This is a genomic window from Streptomyces mashuensis (assembly GCF_014654785.1).
Lineage (GTDB): Bacteria > Actinomycetota > Actinomycetes > Streptomycetales > Streptomycetaceae > Streptomyces > Streptomyces mashuensis.
On record NZ_BNBD01000018.1, the window covers coordinates 22,951 to 39,884 of the forward strand.

Annotated in this window: 22 protein-coding genes and 1 pseudogene; 14 read left to right on the top strand and 9 right to left on the bottom strand. The window is 73.9% G+C overall.

What is annotated here, in order from left to right; translation table 11 throughout:
• Positions 1-127 precede the first annotated feature (127 nt).
• Together IE305_RS33260 and IE305_RS28830 are read right to left on the bottom strand one after the other, a co-directional pair.
• Positions 128-442, bottom strand: a pseudogene (locus tag IE305_RS33260) (TetR/AcrR family transcriptional regulator); the annotation flags it as partial.
• Positions 443-447: 5 nt separating this feature from the next.
• Positions 448-744 carry a hypothetical protein gene (locus IE305_RS28830; RefSeq protein ID WP_190132744.1) on the bottom strand — a complete coding sequence of 99 codons (297 nt, stop codon included), beginning with the start codon at positions 742-744 and terminating at the stop codon, positions 448-450.
• A 127-nt stretch (positions 745-871) separates the two neighbouring features.
• On the opposite strand from IE305_RS28830, the gene IE305_RS28835 reads away from it, so the two are divergent.
• Positions 872-1,444 carry a GNAT family N-acetyltransferase gene (locus IE305_RS28835; protein WP_190132800.1) on the top strand — a complete coding sequence of 191 codons (573 nt, stop codon included), beginning with the start codon at positions 872-874 and terminating at the stop codon, positions 1,442-1,444.
• A 12-nt stretch (positions 1,445-1,456) separates the two neighbouring features.
• Positions 1,457-1,963, top strand: a complete 507-nt coding sequence (locus IE305_RS28840; RefSeq protein WP_190132745.1) for a DinB family protein — start codon at positions 1,457-1,459, stop codon at positions 1,961-1,963.
• 27 nt (positions 1,964-1,990) lie between these two features.
• Here the strand turns inward: IE305_RS28840 and IE305_RS28845 are convergent, their stop codons facing one another.
• From IE305_RS28845 to IE305_RS28865, 5 genes are all read right to left on the bottom strand, one after another.
• Positions 1,991-2,188: a ferredoxin gene (locus IE305_RS28845; RefSeq protein WP_190132746.1), complete on the bottom strand. Its 198-nt coding sequence runs from the start codon at positions 2,186-2,188 to the stop codon at positions 1,991-1,993.
• 19 nt (positions 2,189-2,207) lie between these two features.
• Positions 2,208-3,368, bottom strand: coding sequence for a cytochrome P450 (locus IE305_RS28850; RefSeq protein WP_229891663.1), 1,161 nt, complete (start codon positions 3,366-3,368; stop codon positions 2,208-2,210).
• Positions 3,369-3,487: 119 nt separating this feature from the next.
• Positions 3,488-4,156: a TenA family protein gene (locus IE305_RS28855; RefSeq protein WP_190132748.1), complete on the bottom strand. Its 669-nt coding sequence runs from the start codon at positions 4,154-4,156 to the stop codon at positions 3,488-3,490.
• A 44-nt stretch (positions 4,157-4,200) separates the two neighbouring features.
• Complete coding sequence (gene asnB, locus IE305_RS28860; RefSeq protein ID WP_190132749.1) at positions 4,201-6,048, bottom strand: asparagine synthase (glutamine-hydrolyzing); 1,848 nt, start codon at positions 6,046-6,048, stop codon at positions 4,201-4,203.
• Positions 6,049-6,125: 77 nt separating this feature from the next.
• Positions 6,126-7,265 carry a nucleotide disphospho-sugar-binding domain-containing protein gene (locus tag IE305_RS28865; RefSeq protein ID WP_190132750.1) on the bottom strand — a complete coding sequence of 380 codons (1,140 nt, stop codon included), beginning with the start codon at positions 7,263-7,265 and terminating at the stop codon, positions 6,126-6,128.
• Between the two features lie 183 nt (positions 7,266-7,448).
• Here IE305_RS28865 and IE305_RS28870 point away from each other — a divergent pair, with 183 nt between their 5' ends.
• The 12 genes from IE305_RS28870 to IE305_RS28925 all read left to right on the top strand — a co-directional run bounded on the left by IE305_RS28870 (position 7,449) and on the right by IE305_RS28925 (position 14,859).
• On the top strand, positions 7,449-8,132 hold the full coding sequence (locus IE305_RS28870) for an SDR family NAD(P)-dependent oxidoreductase (protein ID WP_190132751.1): 684 nt from the start codon (positions 7,449-7,451) through the stop codon (positions 8,130-8,132).
• A 105-nt stretch (positions 8,133-8,237) separates the two neighbouring features.
• The gene (locus IE305_RS28875; protein ID WP_190132752.1) at positions 8,238-8,573 is read left to right on the top strand and encodes a TcmI family type II polyketide cyclase; all 336 of its coding nucleotides are present in this window, start codon (positions 8,238-8,240) and stop codon (positions 8,571-8,573) included.
• Positions 8,570-8,995 (top strand): cupin domain-containing protein, encoded by a 426-nt coding sequence (locus IE305_RS28880; protein ID WP_190132753.1) that lies wholly within the window; start codon positions 8,570-8,572, stop codon positions 8,993-8,995. Before IE305_RS28875 ends, IE305_RS28880 begins: the two co-directional genes overlap by 4 nt.
• Complete coding sequence (locus tag IE305_RS28885; protein WP_190132754.1) at positions 8,992-10,254, top strand: beta-ketoacyl-[acyl-carrier-protein] synthase family protein; 1,263 nt, start codon at positions 8,992-8,994, stop codon at positions 10,252-10,254. Before IE305_RS28880 ends, IE305_RS28885 begins: the two co-directional genes overlap by 4 nt.
• An 18-nt stretch (positions 10,255-10,272) precedes the next feature.
• Positions 10,273-11,538, top strand: a complete 1,266-nt coding sequence (locus tag IE305_RS28890) for a ketosynthase chain-length factor (RefSeq protein WP_190132755.1) — start codon at positions 10,273-10,275, stop codon at positions 11,536-11,538.
• 4 nt (positions 11,539-11,542) lie between these two features.
• Positions 11,543-11,803: an acyl carrier protein gene (locus IE305_RS28895; protein ID WP_190132756.1), complete on the top strand. Its 261-nt coding sequence runs from the start codon at positions 11,543-11,545 to the stop codon at positions 11,801-11,803.
• Positions 11,804-11,805: 2 nt separating this feature from the next.
• Positions 11,806-12,273, top strand: a complete 468-nt coding sequence (locus tag IE305_RS28900) for an SRPBCC family protein (protein ID WP_190132757.1) — start codon at positions 11,806-11,808, stop codon at positions 12,271-12,273.
• Between the two features lie 12 nt (positions 12,274-12,285).
• Positions 12,286-12,762, top strand: coding sequence for an anthrone oxygenase family protein (locus IE305_RS28905; protein ID WP_229891664.1), 477 nt, complete (start codon positions 12,286-12,288; stop codon positions 12,760-12,762).
• 52 nt (positions 12,763-12,814) lie between these two features.
• Complete coding sequence (locus IE305_RS28910) at positions 12,815-13,567, top strand: SDR family NAD(P)-dependent oxidoreductase (protein WP_190132758.1); 753 nt, start codon at positions 12,815-12,817, stop codon at positions 13,565-13,567.
• Positions 13,567-13,929, top strand: a complete 363-nt coding sequence (locus IE305_RS28915; RefSeq protein ID WP_190132759.1) for an antibiotic biosynthesis monooxygenase family protein — start codon at positions 13,567-13,569, stop codon at positions 13,927-13,929. The genes IE305_RS28910 and IE305_RS28915 overlap by 1 nt, the downstream gene beginning before the upstream one ends.
• Positions 13,926-14,228, top strand: coding sequence for an antibiotic biosynthesis monooxygenase family protein (locus IE305_RS28920; protein ID WP_190132760.1), 303 nt, complete (start codon positions 13,926-13,928; stop codon positions 14,226-14,228). Before IE305_RS28915 ends, IE305_RS28920 begins: the two co-directional genes overlap by 4 nt.
• Positions 14,229-14,328: 100 nt before the next feature.
• The gene (locus tag IE305_RS28925; protein WP_190132761.1) at positions 14,329-14,859 is read left to right on the top strand and encodes a CD225/dispanin family protein; all 531 of its coding nucleotides are present in this window, start codon (positions 14,329-14,331) and stop codon (positions 14,857-14,859) included.
• Between the two features lie 27 nt (positions 14,860-14,886).
• Here the strand turns inward: IE305_RS28925 and IE305_RS28930 are convergent, their stop codons facing one another.
• Positions 14,887-16,260, bottom strand: coding sequence for an FAD-dependent oxidoreductase (locus tag IE305_RS28930; protein ID WP_229891665.1), 1,374 nt, complete (start codon positions 16,258-16,260; stop codon positions 14,887-14,889).
• Positions 16,261-16,280: 20 nt separating this feature from the next.
• Entirely contained in the window at positions 16,281-16,895 is a 615-nt protein-coding gene (locus tag IE305_RS28935; protein ID WP_190132762.1) for a PadR family transcriptional regulator, read from the bottom strand.
• Between the last annotated feature and the right edge of the window lie 39 nt (positions 16,896-16,934).

Sequence of the window (16,934 nt, forward strand, 5' to 3'; positions counted from 1 at the left end):
CGGACCTTGTCCAGCAGACCGGGGTCGAAGTCGTCCCAGCCGAAGTCGCTCTCCGCGTGCGTCCGTTCGGCGCTGCCCCAGTGTCCGCCAGGGCGGCGATGCCGATGCAGACACGGCGGGCGGCGTCCGGTGCGCCGCCGCCGTCGGGGGCACGGTAGCCGGGGACGGGGTAGCCGTAGATCAGCCGGAAGCCCCCGGGGTTGGCCAGGGCCCAGGCGCGGAAGGCGTGCGCCCAGGTCCGGATCCGTTCTGCCGGAGTGCCCTGCGCGGAAGCGGCCCAGGCGGCGTCGACGGCGTCCGCAAGCGCGGTGCAGACATCCGCGATGAGCGCGGTGACCAGGTCGTCGCGGGTGGCGAAGTAGCCGTAGACGGCGTTGGCGGTCATGCCCATCTCGCGGGCGATCGCCCGCAGGGTGATCGCGTCCGGCCCGCCCGAGCCCATCAACTTCAGGCCTCCCCCGCGCGTACGCGGCCGCCGTACGCGGTCACCGCGAGGCGCTGGACGTCCTGCGCACCTCCAACCGGCTCTGGACCTGCTTCAGCCCCGCCGAGCAGATCGCCCCCGGCGAGCGCACCGGCCGCTTCCGCATCGGCGGCGACCAGCCCGTCCGCGACGTCGACGGCCTCAGCCGGGTCTCGGCGGAGGACGCCGCGGTCGCGCTGCTGGACGAGGCCGAACTCCCCCGCTTCGTGCAGCGCCGGTTCACCATCGGCTGCTGAGCGGCAGTGACCGGCTCCCAGCAACGCTGTTGGCAGGTGCCGTCATGCCGGCGCACGCCGCCGGCAGCGGCCAGCAGCTCATGGCCCCCTCCGTGCCCCCACCGCCTTGCCCAAGGCCGCGCAAGCGCCGGCCGGATAGGCTCGCGTCGTGATGACGACCGTGATCAACAGCGGGACGGCCGGGCCCGTCGTGCTGGAGGCGACGGAGCTGTCGGCCGACCCCGGCCGTGAGGCCGGCTTCGTCGAGGAGGCCCACCGGATCCTGGCGGACCTCGTTCGTGGTGGGGCCGCGCTCGGGTGGGTCGAGCCGCCTTCGCCCCGTGAGGTGGCGGAGCTGCTCGGTTCCGTTCTGCGTGCCGTGCGGGACGGGGACGGGGCCCTGCGGGCCGCGTATCTCGGGCGGCGGCTCGTCGGGCTGGGGTACTGGTTGCGCCATAACCGGCCGACCCATCGGCCGCATGCCGAGCTGGAGAAGGTCGCGGTGGACGCCGCTGCGCAGGGGCACGGCGTCGGGCGGGCGTTGACCGCTGCCCTGGTCGCCGATGCCCGGCGGGCGGGCGTCGAGGTGCTCACCCTCGACGCCCGGGGCGACAACCTCACCGCTCTCAGCCTCTACCGTTCCCTGGGCTTCACCGAGTACGGCCGGCTGCCCGACTACGTCGCCGTCGGCGAGCGCCGTTACGACAAGGTCTTCTGCATGCTCGACCTCCGCCGCCGAAGCTGAAAGGGCCGCACCGTGACCACCGGACGCACCCCGCCTCCCCTCCTCGGCGGGGAGCGCGAGACGCTCCGCTCCTTCCTCGACTTCCACCGCGCCACGCTCGCCATGAAGTGCGAGGGGCTGACGGACGAGCAGTTGCGGCGGCGGTCGATGCCGCCGTCCGCGCTGTCGCTCCTGGGGCTGGTACGGCACATGGCCGAGGTCGAACGCACCTGGTTCCGGCGCGTCATCGACGCCGAGGACGTCCCGCTGGTGTGGTCGGCGGAGGGCGACTACCAGGTGGCGTACAACGCCGCCGGTGCCACCCGCGCGGAGGCGTTCGGCGCGTGGGAGGCGGAGGTCGCGCACGCCCGGCGCATCGAGCGGGAAGCGGCGTCGCTCGACGTCACCGGCTACCAGCCGCGCTGGGGGGAGCACGTCTCCCTGCGGCTGGTCATGCACCACGTGATTCACGAGTACGCCCGCCACAACGGCCACGCCGACCTGCTGCGCGAGGGGATCGACGGAACCGTCGGCGTGTGACGGCCCGCCGCTCCCCCGGACTTGCGCTCACTCCTCCTCGGTGATCCTGATCGAGCGGGTGGGGCAGCTGCGGGCGGCGTCGCGGACCGCGGGGTGGAGGTGCTCCGGGGGGTCGGGGCGGAGGACGACCACGTGGCCGTCCTCGTCCTGGTCGAAGACCTCGGGGGCGCGGTAGACGCACAGGCTGCTGACCGTACAGGTGTCCCTGTCTGCGGTGACGCGCACGGTTTCTCCTATCGTCGCACTACCAGGTGACCGGGATCTCGGTGAAGCCCTCCGTGAATCCGCCCAGGCCGCGCGGCAGCCGGTCGCCGGGGACGGCCAGCCGCAGGTCCGGCAGTTGTTCCAGCAGGGAGCGGGTGGCGACCTGGAGCTCCATCCGGGCCAGCGCGGCGCCGGCGCAGTAGTGCAGCCCCGCGCCGAACGTCATGTGGTGGTTGTCGGTGCGCCGGATGTCGAGGCGGAACGGCTCGGGGAAGACCTCCTCGTCCATGTTGGCCGACTCCTCCGACAGCAGCACGCTGGTGCCCTTGGCGATGACCGTGCCGTCGGACAGCGGGATGTCCTCGACCGCGTAGCGCAGTGTGCCGACCGACGAGCCCATGATCTGGGTGCGCAGCAGCTCCTCGACCGCACTCGGTACGAGGGACCAGTCGGCCTGGATCTCCTCCACCAGCTCGCGGTGGTGCAGCAGCACGGCCGTGCTCGCGCCGATCTGGCTCGCCGTGGTGACGTAGCCGGCGATCAGCAGGCCCTGGGTCCAGAACCGCAGCTCGTGCTCGGAGAGCCGGTTGTTGTCCTCGTCCCGGGCCTTGATCAGCCCGCTGACGAGGTCGTCGCCGGGCTGCTCGCGCTTGCTGTCGATGAGTTCTCCGAGGTACTGCCACAGCCCCTCGCGGCACCGCTGCATCTCCTCCACCGGCAGCTTGGTGACGGACAGGAAGCCGTCCACCAGGTACCGGAACCGGTCCCGGTCCTCCAGCGGCACGCCCAGCAGGCGGCAGATGACCCGGATGGGCAGCGGGTAGGCGAAGGCCTCGTTGAGGTCCGTGGGCCGGGTGCCGGCCTTCATCGCCGCGATGAGCTCGTCGCAGACGCCTTGCGCCACCGGGCGCAGCGCCTCGACGCGGCGGGCTGTGAACGCCCGGGTGACGAGGCCGCGGACGCGGATGTGGTCCGGCGGGTCGGGGTTGATCTCGGGGTCGGCGAACAGTTCGTTGTCGGCGGAGATCCGGGCGACGTCGGGCCGCTGCCGGCGGGAGATGTTGCGGCTGAGCCGGTGGTCGGCGAACAGGGCGCGCACGTCGGCGTAGCGGGTGACCATCAGGGCCCGGTCGCCGCTGGGCAGGGTGACGGTGACGGCGGCCTGGTCGCGGAGTCCGCGCAGGGCGTCGGGGATCTCCATGGGCGGGGTCCACGGAAAGGGATAGCTCAGGGGTGCGGTCATCGGTGTCGTCGGCCTTTCCACTCCGGTTCCACTCCGGTTCCATTCCGGTGCTCTCGTCGCTTCTCTGGGGCGTTGCGTCACACGGGCCACGCGGGCCGGGTCCAGGCGCTCTCGGCGAACGTCCACTCGTAGCGGACGGCCTGCCGGAAGGCGTCCACGAGCCGTTCGCGCCCGTCCTCGCCCGACCGTTCCGCGATCTCCTCGGCCACGGCGAGGCAGCGTTCCACGACGTGCGCGTAGCCCTCGGCCGGCTGGTAGAGCGCGATCCAGGGGGCGTAGCGGGAGCCGGGGGTGTGGCGTTCGGCGAGGTCCTGGGAGACGCGCTGGTTGAACCAGGCCATGGGCAGCAGGGCCCCGGCGGCCGCGGCCGGCGAGGCCGCCGCCGCGGCCAGGAAGAAGGAGCAGTGGGCGAGGGCGAGGGGGTCGGCGGGCGCCCGGTCCGCGGGGGTCTTCACGCCGAGGTGCGGGGCGAGTTCGGTGAAGGCGTCGCTGAGCCGGTCGCGGGCCTGGAACGTGCCGGTCGCGGCGCGCGCCCAGAACGCCGCGTGGGCGTCGTCGGGCGCGGTGGCGGCGCTGCGGGCCAGGGCGCGGGCGTAGGCGGGCAGCAGGTGGCCGGTGTCCTGCTCGACGAAGTGCGTGAGCGCCTCGCCGGGGAGCGTGCCGGAGCGCAGTCCCGCCCAGAAGGGGTGGTCGAGCACCCGGTGCAGCACCGGTTCGGCGATCCGGGTCAGCCGGTCTCGCAGCATCGTTCGCTTCCTTTCCGAAGGGCCGGTGGCGACGGGCCGGGCGGTCACGGCGTCAGGCGCACGCCGTAGTGGCGGAGCCAGGCGTCGAGCTGGAGCGCCATCTCGACGTTGCGGCGCTCGCCCCAGCCGGTGGTGTGCACGGGCCGGTCCTCGGCGAGCAGCCTCCGGGCGGCGGGCAGGTCGAGCAGGGGGCGGACGGGGCTGTTGGGGTCGGCGACGACGTCCGCGAGGCGGTCGCGCAGGACGTGCCCGTAGCCGGGGTCCTGGGTGATGGGGAAGGGGCTCTTGGGCCGGCGCAGCACGGACTCGGGGAGGAGGCCGCGCAGGGCGGCGCGCAGTGGGCTCTTCTCCTGGCCGTCGCGGGTCTTGAGGTGCCAGGGGATGGTGTGGACGTACTCCACGAGCCGGTGGTCGCAGTAGGGGACGCGTATCTCCAGGCCGACGGCCATGCCGAGGTGGTCGTTGCGGGTGAGGAGCAGTGGCAGCCAGCGGGTGAGGTGCAGATGTCCGACGCGGCGCTGGAGGGCCTCGCGGTCGTCCTCGCCGGCGACGGGCGGGACCTCGCGGACGGCCTCGGCGTACCGGTCGGCGGAGTAGCCGGGCACGTCGGTCTTCTGCAGCAGGCCCGGGTCGAGGAGCCCGGTGCCCATGCCGTGCGGTGCGACGCCGAAGCCCATGGTGACCCAGGGGAAGTTGCCGCTGTCGACGAGGGCGCGGTCGGTGAAGGAGCGGTAGCCGCCGAAGAGTTCGTCGGCGGCCTCGCCCATCAGGGCGACCGTGGAGTGCTGCCGGACGGCGCGCAGCAGCAGGTAGAGGGAGCGGTCCATGTCGGGGGTGGGCCGGGGCAGGTCCTGGGCCACGAGCGCGGCGTGGCCGGTGACGGGGTCGGCCAGGTCGGCGGTGCGCAGGACGACGGGGCGGTGCTCGGTGCCGACGAAGGCGGCGACCTCGGCGGCGTAGGGCGCGTCGGGGCTGTCGTGCCAGAAGTCCTGCCGGAACCGTTCGGTGTGGCCCTCGAAGTCGACGGCGAAGGTGCGCGGCCGGGTGCCGGCGCCGTGCCGGGCGGCGAGGGCGGCGATGGCGCTGGAGTCGAGGCCGCCGGACAGCAGGGTGCACAGGGGCACGTCGGCGACGAGGTGGGAGGCGACGGCCTCCTCCAGCAGGCCGCGGACGGTGTCGACGGTGGTGGGCCAGTCGTCGGTGTGCTCGTGGGCCGGCAGCTCCCAGTAGCGGCGTTCCCGCAGGCCGCCGCGGGTGACGGTGAGGACGTGGCCGGCGCGGACCTGCCGCACGCCGCGGTAGACGGCGTGGCCGGGGGTGGCGATGTACGAGAGGAGTTCGGCGAGGCCCTCGCGGTCGACCGCCGGCTCGACGAGGGGGTGTGCGAACAGCGCCTTGACCTCGGAGCCGAACAGCACGCCTTGCGCGGTGGGCGCGTAGTAGAGGGGTTTGACGCCGAGCCGGTCGCGGGCGAGCAGCAGCGTGTCGTGCCGCGGGTCCCAGACGGCGAAGGCGAACATCCCGTCGAGGTGCTCGGCGCAGTGCTCGCCCCACTCCAGGTAGGCGCGGAGCACGACCTCGGTGTCGCCGGCGGTGCGGAAGCGGTGGCCGAGGGCGGTCAGCCGGTCGCGCAGGGCGCGGTAGTTGTAGACCTCGCCGGTGTACACGAGGACGGCCAGGACGGTGCCGTCGTGCTCGGCGACCATGGGCTGGGCGCTGCCGGGCAGGTCGATGACGGCGAGCCGGCGGGAGGCCAGGGCGGCGTGCCGGCCGGTCCAGACGGCCTCGGCGTCCGGGCCGCGGTTGGCCATGGCAGCCACCATGGTGCGGACGGTGGCGGCGTGTTCGGTGAGGTCCCGCTCGAAGTCGATCCATCCGGCCAGCCCACACATGCTGCGTCCTCGTCTGTCGCGATATCAGTGGTATCGGCGGTATCAGGCGGTGGTCCTTGCGCTGCGCCCGGCAGGCCTCACCCCGGCAGCCCCAGGGCCGTGCGCGGGTCCGCCGCCAGTGCGGACGGCGGCGGCGGCCGGTGCATCTCCTCCCGCAGCCGCGCCGCGGCCTCCCGCGCGGTGCCGTCCTCCAGCAGCCGGGCGGTCTCCTCGCGCAGCCGCGCGGGCCCGGCGTCACCGGCGGGCAGCAGCGTGCCGGCGCGGGCGCCGGCCACAGCGGCGGCGTGCGCGGCGTGGTCGGGCAGCTGCGGGACGAGCAGCAGCGGCAGGCCGTGGTGCAGCGCCGTCATGGACGTACCGGCGCCGCCGTGCGCCACGACCAGGTCGCAGCGGGCGAACAGGCCGTCCAGCGGTGCGTCGACCACCACGCGTACGTCGTCCGGCAGCCGGCCGAGCAGCGGCACCTGGGCGGCGGAGACCGCGGCGACCAGCTCGACGCCCAGGGGGTGCAGGGCACGCAGCACGGCCGGCAGCAGGAAGCGGGCGGGCGACAGCTTCGCCATGGTGTGCCCCCACGTCACGCAGACGCGGGGGCGGGTGGCGGTGGGCAGGCCGACCGGCCGCCCGTTGCCGTTGTACGGCACGTAGCGCACCGGTACGGCGGGCACGCCGCCGGGCAGGCGCAGGCCGGGTGGCGTGGGGTCGACCGTCACGGTGCCGTACAGGTCGGTGCCCTCCACGCCGTGGCGGGCGGCCAGCGGCGCGAACATGCCGGGCAGCACCGCGCGGGCCCGCTGCATCAGGTCGGTGCCGTAGAGGTGGCGTACGGCCGGCACGCCGAGGGCCGCGGCGGCCAGCGGGCCGGCCAGGGTGGTGGGTTCGTAGACGACGGCGTCGGGCCGGTACTCGGCGCCGAGGGCGACCAGCCCGTCGAGCATCGACTCGGCGTGGGCGAGGACCATGTACGCGGCCCGCGGCCCGGAGCCGGGCGAGGCCCGCCGGTGCGCCGTGCCCAGCACGTAGCCGCGCACCATCGCCACCGCGTCCACGTCGTGCCCGACGGGCACGGCCGGCAGTCCGCACCGGGCCGCCTCCGCCACCAGCGCGGGCTGGACGGCGACGAGGACCTCGTGGCCGGCGGCCCGGCAGGCCCACGCCTGGGTCACCAGCGCGTACAGGTGCGACGGCCACGCCCAGGTGGTGAACAGCAAGCGCATCGCGGCGCGTCCCCTTCCAGCCGGTGGTCGCCGCCATGCTGGGCCGGGCACCTCGCGGCGGGCTCGAGGACGGCTGGGCAGCCGCGTCGCCCCCGCCTCACCGGCCGTCGAGCCCCGGCCGGGACGGTGGCCACCGGACCGGCAACAGGAGCGGCGGGCGGACCGCCGGGAGAGGAGGCGGCCGTGGGGTTCCACCGCACCGCCCTGGTCACCGGGGCGAACCGGGGTATCGGCCTGGCCACCGCGCGGGCCCTGCTCGGCGCCGGGTGGCGCGTGGTGCTGACGGCACGGGACGGGGCGGCGGCCCGCGCGGCCGCGACGGCCCTGGGGCCGGGCGCGCGGGGGCTCGCGCTGGACGTGACATGCCCGGAGGGCGTGGCGGCGGCCCGCGAGGCGGCCGGGCCGGTGGACGGCCTGGTGAGCAACGCCGGGGTGCTGCTGGACGCGGGTCACGACGTGCTGACCGTGCCCCTGGAGACGGTGCGGGCCACGCTGGAGGTGAACGTGCTGGGCGCCTGGCGGGTCTGCCAGACCTTCGTGCCCGGCATGGTGGCGGCGGGCTGGGGGCGGGTGGTGCTGCTGTCCAGCGGTACGGGCACCTTCGGCGCGGGCCTCCACCCCGGCACGCCCGCGTACTCCCTGTCCAAGACGGCCGTCAACGCCCTGACGACGCTGCTGGCCGCCCGCACCCGCGGCACCGGCGTGCTGGTCAACGCGGTCAACCCCGGCCGCACCCGCACCCGCATGCTGCCCGGCGGCGAACGGTCGCCGCAGGAGGCCGCCGCGGACGTGCTGCACGCCCTCGCCCTGCCCGACGACGGGCCGACGGGCGTCCTGCTGCGGCACGGCCGGCCCACCGCCTGGTGACCCGCCCCCGCGTTCGAAGCCCGCTTGACCCCCCTTCCAGGAGCCTTCAAGAGCCGTCTGCGACGGTCTGCTGCGTCAGCGCACCCGTGCCCGGAGGAGGGCGATGTGCACCGCACGCTGATCGTCGCCAGGCTGAGGACCGACGACCCCTCGCGCATAGCGGACGTCTTCGGCGCGTCGGACGCCACGGACCTGCCGCACATGGTGGGGGTGGACCGGCGGACCCTCTTCACCTTCCACGACCTGTACTTCCACCTCGTCGAGGCGGACCAGGACATCGGCCCCAGCCTCTACCGGGCGCGCAGCCACCCCCTGTACGCCGACATCAACCGGCGCCTGGCCGAGCTCGTCGCGCCGTACGACCCCAACTGGAAGGAACCCAAGGACGCCATGGCCTCGCCGTTCTACGTGTGGAGCGCCCGCAACGGGAGGGAACGGTGAGCGGCGGGCGGCACCGGGTCAACGCCTCGGACGTGGCGGCCAACCGGCGGCGCGGCGGCGAGCTGCGCGTCACGCTCAGCCCGCGCACGGTCGGCTGCACCTCCGGCTTCGGCGGCGTGCTGCGGCTGGAGCCCGGCGAGTACGTCAGCGAGCACTACCACCCGTACTCCGAGGAGTTCCTGCACGTCGTCAGCGGCCGGCTGGAGATGGCCGTGGACGGCGAGCCGGTGCCGCTGGGGCCCGGCGACTCGCTGTACGTGCCCATCGGCGTGCGGCACCGCCTCGTCAACACCGGCGACGAGCCGGCCACCGGCGTCTTCCACCTGTCGCCGCTGGCGCCCCGCCCCGAACTGGGCCACGTGGACACCGAGCCGGTGCCGGAGCCCGGCCGGCCCGCGCCCGACGTCGGGACGGGCCCGTGAGGGGCGACCGCGCCGTCGTCACCGGCATCGGCGTGGTGGCCCCGGGGGCGGTGGGCCGCGAGCCCTTCTGGGAGCTGCTCACCGCCGGCCGCACCGCGACCCGCCGCATCACCTGCTTCGACCCGTCCGCGTTCCGCTCCCGGATCGCCGCCGAGGTGGACTTCGACCCGTACGCGGCCGGGCTGACGTCCCAGCAGGTACGGCGCATGGACCGCGCCGCGCAGTTCGCCGTCGTCAGCACCCGCGAGGCCGTCGCCGACAGCGGCCTGGAGCTGCCCGCCGCCGACCCCGGCCGCGTCGCGGTGTCCCTGGGCAGCGCCGTCGGCTGCACCGTCGGCCTGGAGGAGGAGTACCGCGTCCTGTCCGACGACGGCCGGCACTGGCTGGTGGACCACACCTACGGCGTGCCCCACCTGTACGGCTACATGGTGCCCAGCACCCTGGCCGTCGAGGTCGCCCACGAGGTGGCCGCGGAGGGCCCGGTGGCGCTGGTCTCCACCGGCTGCACCTCCGGCCTGGACTCCATCGGGCACGGCGCCCGCCTCATCGAGGAGGGCACCGCCGACGTCGTCGTCGCCGGCGCCACCGACGCGCCGCTGTCCCCCATCACGTCGGCCTGCTTCGACGCGATCCAGGCGACGTCCCCCAACAACGACGACCCCGAGCACGCCTCGCGCCCCTTCGACGCCCGGCGCGACGGCTTCGTGCTCGGCGAGGGCGCCGCCGTGCTCGTCCTGGAGGCGGCGTCGGCGGCCCGCGCGCGGGGCGCCCGGATGTACGCGGAAATCGCCGGCTTCGCGAGCCGCAGCAACGCCTTCCACATGACCGGCCTCAAACCCGATGGCCGGGAGATGGCCGAGGCCATCGACACGGCGCTGCGCCGGGCCCGCCGCGACCCGTCCGCCGTCGACTACGTCAACGCGCACGGCTCGGGCACCCGGCAGAACGACCGGCACGAGACGGCCGCGTTCAAACGCAGTCTGGGCGACCGGGCGTACCGGGTGCCCGTCAGCTCCATCAAGTCCATGATCGGGCACTCGCTGGGCGCCATCGGCTCGCTGGAGGTCGCGGCCTGTGCCCTGGCGCTGCGCGCACAGGTGGTGCCGCCCACGGCCAACCTGCGCCACCGGGACGCCGAGTGCGACCTGGACTACGTGCCGCTGACCGCGCGGGAGCACCGGATGGACACGGTCCTCAGCGTGGGCAGCGGCTTCGGCGGGTTCCAGAGCGCGGCCGTGCTGACGCGTGCCGGCACGTGAGAGGAGCAGGAGGAGGCCATGGGCCCTTCGGGCACCGCGGTGGTCACCGGCATCGGGGTGATCGCGCCGACGGGGATGGGCACGGACGCGCACTGGCAGGCGGTGCTCGCCGGGAAGCCGGGCATCGGCCGCATCAGCCGGTTCGACCCGTCGGGCTATCCGGTGCGGCTGGCCGGGGAGGTGCCGGGGTTCGTCGCGCGCGAGGCGCTGCCGGGCCGGCTGGTGCCGCAGACCGACCGCTGGACGCACCTGGCGCTGTGGGCGGCGCGGGCCGCCCTGGACGACGCGGGCGTCGACCCGGCCGCGCTGCCGGAGTACGCGATGGCCGTGGTCACCTCCAGTTCCTCGGGCGGCACCGAGTTCGGCCAGCACGAGATGGAGCGGCTGTACCGGAAGGGCCCCTCGTGGGTGGGGGCCTACCAGTCGATCGCGTGGTTCTACGCGGCCACCACCGGCCAGATCTCCATCCGGCACGGCATGCGCGGCCCCTGCGGGGTGCTGGCCACCGAGCAGGCCGGCGGGCTCGACGCGATCGGGCAGGCGCGGCGGGTGCTGCGCGACGAGGCGGAGCTGGTCGTCACCGGCGGCACCGACGCGTCGCTGTGCCCGTACGGGCTCACCGCCCAGCTGGCCACCGGGCGGCTGTCGACGGTGGAGGACGCGGCCCGCGCCTACCTGCCCTTCGACGTGGACGCCTCGGGGTACGTGCCGGGCGAGGGCGGGGCGATCCTCGTGCTGCGGGACGCCGCGGCGGTGCCGCCGGGCGCGGGCTACGGGGTGGTGGCGGGGTACGCCGCGGGTTTCGACCCGCCGCCGGGGTCGGACCGGCCCCGGGTGCTGCGGCGCACCCTGGAGCGGGCGCTGGCCGACGCCGGCTGTGCGCCGTCGGACGTGGACGTGGTGTTCGCGGACGGCCTGGCGGTGCCCGCCGAGGACCTGGCGGAGGCGCGGGCGATCAGCGAGGTGTTCGGGCCGGGCGGGGTGCCGGTGACAGTGCCCAAGACGCTCACCGGGCGGCTGTACGGCGGCGGGTCGGCCCTGGACGCGGCGACCGCGCTGCTCGCCCTGCGGGAGGGCGTCGTCCCGCCCACCGCCGGCACCTCGCGGCTCGCCCCGGGCTGCGACCTCGACCTGGTCACCGGTGCCCCGCGGCGCAGCGCGCCGCGCACCGCGGTGGTGCTGGCCCGCGGCCATGGCGGCTTCGCCTCGGCCCTGGTGCTGCGGGCCGTGCGCGGCCGGGACGCGGACGGTCGGGGAACGACAGGGGTCACGGAAGAGAGGTGACGGCATGAGTGGTTTCACGCTGGACGATCTCCGCACGGTCATGCGGGAGTGCGTGGGCGTCGACGAATCGGTGGACCTGGCGGGCGACATCGGCGACGTGGCGTTCGCCGAGCTGGGCTACGACTCGCTCGCCGTGCTGGAGCTGGCGAGCCAGGTGCAGCGCACCTGGGGCGTGCCGCTCACGGACACCCCGGCGCTGGAGGCCCGGACGCCGGGCGCGTTCGTGGCGTACGTCAACGACAACCTCACGGAAGCGGGACGCTGACCATGGCAGGACACACGGACAACTCCATCCTCATCGACGCACCCCTGTCCCTGGTGTGGGAGACGACGAACGACGTGGCGTCGTGGACGACGCTGTTCAGCGAGTACGCCGAGGCCACGGTGCAGGAGCGGGACGGGAACCGGGTGCGGTTCCGGCTGGCGCTGCACCCGGACGAGAACGGCACGTCGTGGAGCTGGGTGTCGGAGCGGATCAGCGACCCCGAGCGGCACGTGGTGCACGCGCGCCGGGTGGAGACCGGCAACTTCAAGTATATGTGGCTGTTCTGGGAGTTCACCCAGGAGGAGGGCGGCGTGCGGATGCGCTGGGTGCAGGACTTCGAGCTGAAGCCGGGCCTGCCGCTGGACGACGCCGCCATGACCGAGCGCCTCAACACCAACAGCACGGCGCAGATGCGGCGCATCAAGGAGCGGATCGAGGCGGCGGCACGGCAGTCCGCCGGCGCCCGCTGACCCGGGCCCGCCGTGCCGTCCCTGGTCACCGCCCTGGTGCTGCCGCTGGTCGTGCTGGCCAACGGGCTGGCCGCCGGGGTGCTGGTGGGCACGCAGCTGGGCGGCTGGCCGCTGCTGGCGTCCCTGCCGCCGGCCCGCTACGTCCACGCGCACGCGTTCTTCGCCACCCGCTACGACCCGTTCATGCCGCTGTGCTTCCTCGGCACGGTGGCCGGCGACGCCGTGCTGGCGCTGGGCGCGCCGCACGGACCGGCCCGCTGGGCGTTCGCGGCGGGCGTGCCGCTGGTGCTGGCCGCGGTGGCCGTGTCGGTCACCCGGAACGTGCCGGTCAACCGCTGGGTCCGCTCGCTGGACCCCGAAGCGCTGCCGGCGGACTTCGCCCGCCGGGACCCGCGCCCCGGCTGGGGGGCGTGGAACCGGGTCCGCTGCCTGCTCGCCGTGGCCGCACTCGTCACCAACTGCCTGGGGCTGGGCCTGCTGCTGCACTGACCCGCCCCCTCCCCCATTCACCGCACCGATGCCACGAAGGGAGACCGTCACCATGGATCACGGTCTGGAAGGCAGGAAGGCCCTGGTCACCGGAGGCACCCGCGGCATCGGCCGCGCCGTGGTGCTCGCCCTGGCACGGGCCGGGGCCGACGTCATCACCTGCCACCGCCAGGAGAGCGACGCGGTCGCCGCGCTGGAGCAGGAGCTGAAGGCCACCGGCGGCGACCACCACGTCCTGCGCGCCGACCTCGCCGACCCGGGCCAGGTCGCGTCGCTGCTGCGCGAGTGCACCACCCGGTTCGGCCGGCTGGACGTCGTCGTCAACAACGCCGGCGCGATCAGCCACGTGCCGTACGGCGAGCTGCCGCTGGAGGAGTGGCGGCGCATCCTCGACACCAACCTCACGGCCGCGCACCTGGTGATCCAGCACGCCCTGCCGATCCTCTCCGAGCGGGCCTCCGTGATCAGCATCGGCTCGAAGTCGTCGGAGGTGGGCATCCCTTTGCGGGCCCACTACACCGCGTCCAAGGCCGCGCTGCGCGGGCTGACCCGGTCGCTGGCCAAGGAGTTCGGTGGCACCGGGCGCCGGTTCAACGTCATCGCCGCCGGGGTGATCGAGACGGAGGCGTTCGACACGATGCCGGCGGACCAGGCGGCGGTGCTGCGCGAGCGCTACAGCACCAAGACGGCGCTGGGCCGGCTGGGCCGGCCCGAGGAGGTCGCCGACGCCGTGCTGTGGCTGGCCGGCGACCGGTCCGGGTACGTCACGGGTGCCACCATCGCCGTCGACGGGGGCATCTCCTGATGGCCGCGGCCACGGCCGGCCCGTTCCGGGTGATGCTCCGCATGCAGGTCAAGCCCGGCCTTGAGCAGGAGTTCGAGCAGGTGTGGCAGGCCGTGGGCGACTCGGTCACCTCCCATCCGGCCAACCTCGGCCAGTGGCTGTCGCGCAGCCTGGACGAGGAGGGCGTCTACTACATCGTCAGCGACTGGGTGGACGAGGCCCGCTTCCGCGAGTTCGAGACGAGCCGCCGCCACGTGGAGCACCGCGAGCGGCTGCACCCGTACCGCAGCGGCGGGGCGATGACCACCATGAGCGTGGTCGCCCACCTCACCTCCGGCCCCGGCGGGCCCGCCACCCACGAGGAGTGGGAGGCCCGGCGGTGACCGGCGAGGTACGGGTGCTGGTGCGGCACGTGGCGGACAGCGCCGAGGCGATCGAGCACGCCTACCGGACGGTGAGCGAGGAGCTCGCCGGGGTGGCGGGCATGCTCGGCAACGAGCTGCTGCGGGACGTGCACGACGACCGGGTGTTCGTGGTGCTCAGCCGGTGGCGCGACCTGGCCGCCTTCCGCACCTGGGAGGCGGGGGCCGCCCACCGGGCCAGCACCTCGCCGCTGCGCCCCTTCCGGGACCGCGCCGCGGCTCGGCCCTTCGAGGTGCTGCACGTGACCGCCGCCTACTGACGGTGACGGGGGCCACCGGCGCTGTTTGCAACGCCTTTGGGCCGGTGTGACGCTTGTAGTGGGGGTCCCAACGACCGCCGAAAGCAGGAGTCAGGTCCCCATGAGCCAGGAACAGTGGCCCGGCAGACCGCCGCCGGAGGACCGCGGAAATGCCGGCACCCCACCACCGCCCCAGGGCGGCGGGCCCACCCACCCCGGCTACCCGCCACCGCCCTCTACCCCTGGAGGCCCCGGCGGCGGCGCCGGGCCGCAGTACTCGCCGCCGCAGGGTCATCCGCCGAACCCCCCGCCGGGTGCGTACCAGGGCCAGACGGGCTGGCCACCGCAGCAGCCGGGCTACAGCACGCAGCCCGGCGGCTACCCGCCCCGGCCTGCCAGCCACCTCGGCTGGGCGATCGTCTCGCTCATCCTCTTCTGGCCCCTGGGCATCCCGGCGGTGATCTTCGCCGCCCAGGTGAACGGCAAGTACGCCTCGGGCGACCTCCCGGGAGCCGAGGACTCGTCCGGGAAGGCCCGCCTGTTCGCGCTCATCGCCACGATCATCGGTGTGGTCCTCATCGTCCTCACCGTGCTCTTGTTCGTGGTCGCCGGGTTCTGGGCGACGGACAACGTCCCGGACACCAACTACTGACCCGCGGCCGGGGGCCGGCCGGCCCGGTCAGTCCTCGTCGTCGCGGCCGGCGCCCCGGAAGGTGCTCTCCGACATGACGATCTTCCGCTTGACCGGGGGCAGGTGGTTCATCGTGCGCATGGCGGTGCGCATGCCCCCGCGGGCGAAGGTGCCCAGGAGGTCGCCGCGGTGCATCACCGAGTGGCCGTCCATCTGGGCCCGGGACTTGATCACCGCGTCCCAGGCGTAGGAGGTCATCGTCGTCTCGTACGCGTGCACGGCGTCGAGCAGCGACTGTTCGCCACGGTGAACGGCGACCAGCTTGCGGGCCAGCAGCCGGGCGTCCCGCAGCGCCGTGTTGGCGCCGACGCCGCGCCCGGGCGTCATCGTGTGGATGGCGTCGCCGATCAGCGTGATGTTGCTGCTCGGCCACGGGTCGATGGGTTCGGACGTCCGGATGACCAGCGGGAAGCTGCTGTTCGGGTCGCCCAGGGAGAAGATGCGCCGGAAGTCGGGGTGCCAGGCCTTGGTCTTCTCCAGGACCAGCTGCTGGATCTCGGCGCCGCGCATCTTGGTGACGTTCGGCGGCAGCCAGCGGTCGGAGGCGGCGAAGCCCCACATGATGTAGTCGCGGCTGTTGTCGTAGAGCATGCCGGGCCAGTTGCGGAGGGCATCGGCGTCTGTGCTGCCGATGCCCTCCTTGGGCTTGCCGTTCTCGTCCCACTTGAAGCGCATCACGTGCAGGATGCACATGAAGCCCTTGGGCCCGTGCACCATCGTGACGCCCTCCATCACCCGCTGGGGCAGCAGGGCGCGCGTCTCGTCGTTCAGCGGGGTCTTGCCCGTGATGCCGACGAGACCGGTCTCCACGAGCCGGGCGTGCGGCAGGTACTGCTTGCGCACCCGCGAGTTGGCGCCCTCGGCGCCGACGAGGAGGTGGCCGGTGGCCACGTCGCCGTCGGTGAAGTGGGCACTGACGGTGCCGTCGGGGTGCTGCTCGTAATGCGTGAACTCCTTGTCGAAGTGGACGACGTCCTCGACACCGGTGAGCAGGAGCTGCCGGAGCGTCATCCGGCTCACCGACTCGTCCTGGTCGTCCTCCGAGGGCTGGTCCTCGGGCTTGAGGACCTCGGGGCCGGCGGAGAACAGGAACTTCTTCTCGTGCGTCATCTGGTTGCCCCACAGGGGCCGCTTGGCGCACGTGGCGATGAACGTCTCGTAGAGCTCGGGCGAGAGGTTGGCCCTCAGCGCCCGCTTGCCGTCGGCGTCGATGCCGACCCGGTAGCCCTGGAGGCCGTCGCGCCGGGTGCGGTCGCGCTCGTAGACGGCGACGCTGACCCCGGCCCGCTTGAGGCCCTGGGCCAGGCAGAGGCCGCCGGTGCCGGCACCGATGATGATGACGTGCAAGGGTGTGGCGGACATGGTGGTTGTTCCTTCTCCCACTAGTGCGAGTGGGCGGCCGCCATGGCGGCCAACCACTCCTTGGACCAGGTGATGCTTCCGGAGCGCAGGTCCTTGATGACCGATTCGACCCACTCCAGCTCGGCCTCGGTGGTCGCCCGCAGGCACTCCAGCTCCAGCGTGAAGAGCCGGCCCCACTCGCCGGAGGCGGCGATCTGGGCGTTGAGCCGGGTCAGTTCGGTCTCGAGCTTCTCCTGTCTCCTGGCCAACTGGTCGGCCACTTCCCCCGGCTCGAGAAGGGGGACGAAGGCCATGGCGGCGAGGAATTCGGGGAACTCCCGCTTCGGCGTGGCCAGGGCGTCGAGCATCCACTCGCGCCAGACCCGCGTGCCTTCGTCGGTGAGGGCGTAGAGGGTGCGCTCGGGCCGGTTGTGCTCCCTGCTGCTCTCCCGCACCTCGATCAGCTCCTTGCGGTGCAGGCGCTCGATCGTGCGGTAGAGGCTGGCCCGCTGCCCGACGTTGACCACTTCGCCCTTGCCGCGGTCCTTCATCAGGCGCTGCATCTTGTACGGGTGCATACCGAGCTGCTGCTGGTGCTGGGCCTCGGCGAGCAGGGAGAGCACGGCCAGAGCCAGCGTGGAACGCCTGTACGTCATAGTTGCCAGGTTACTAGTGATCCGGCAACTACTCAACCG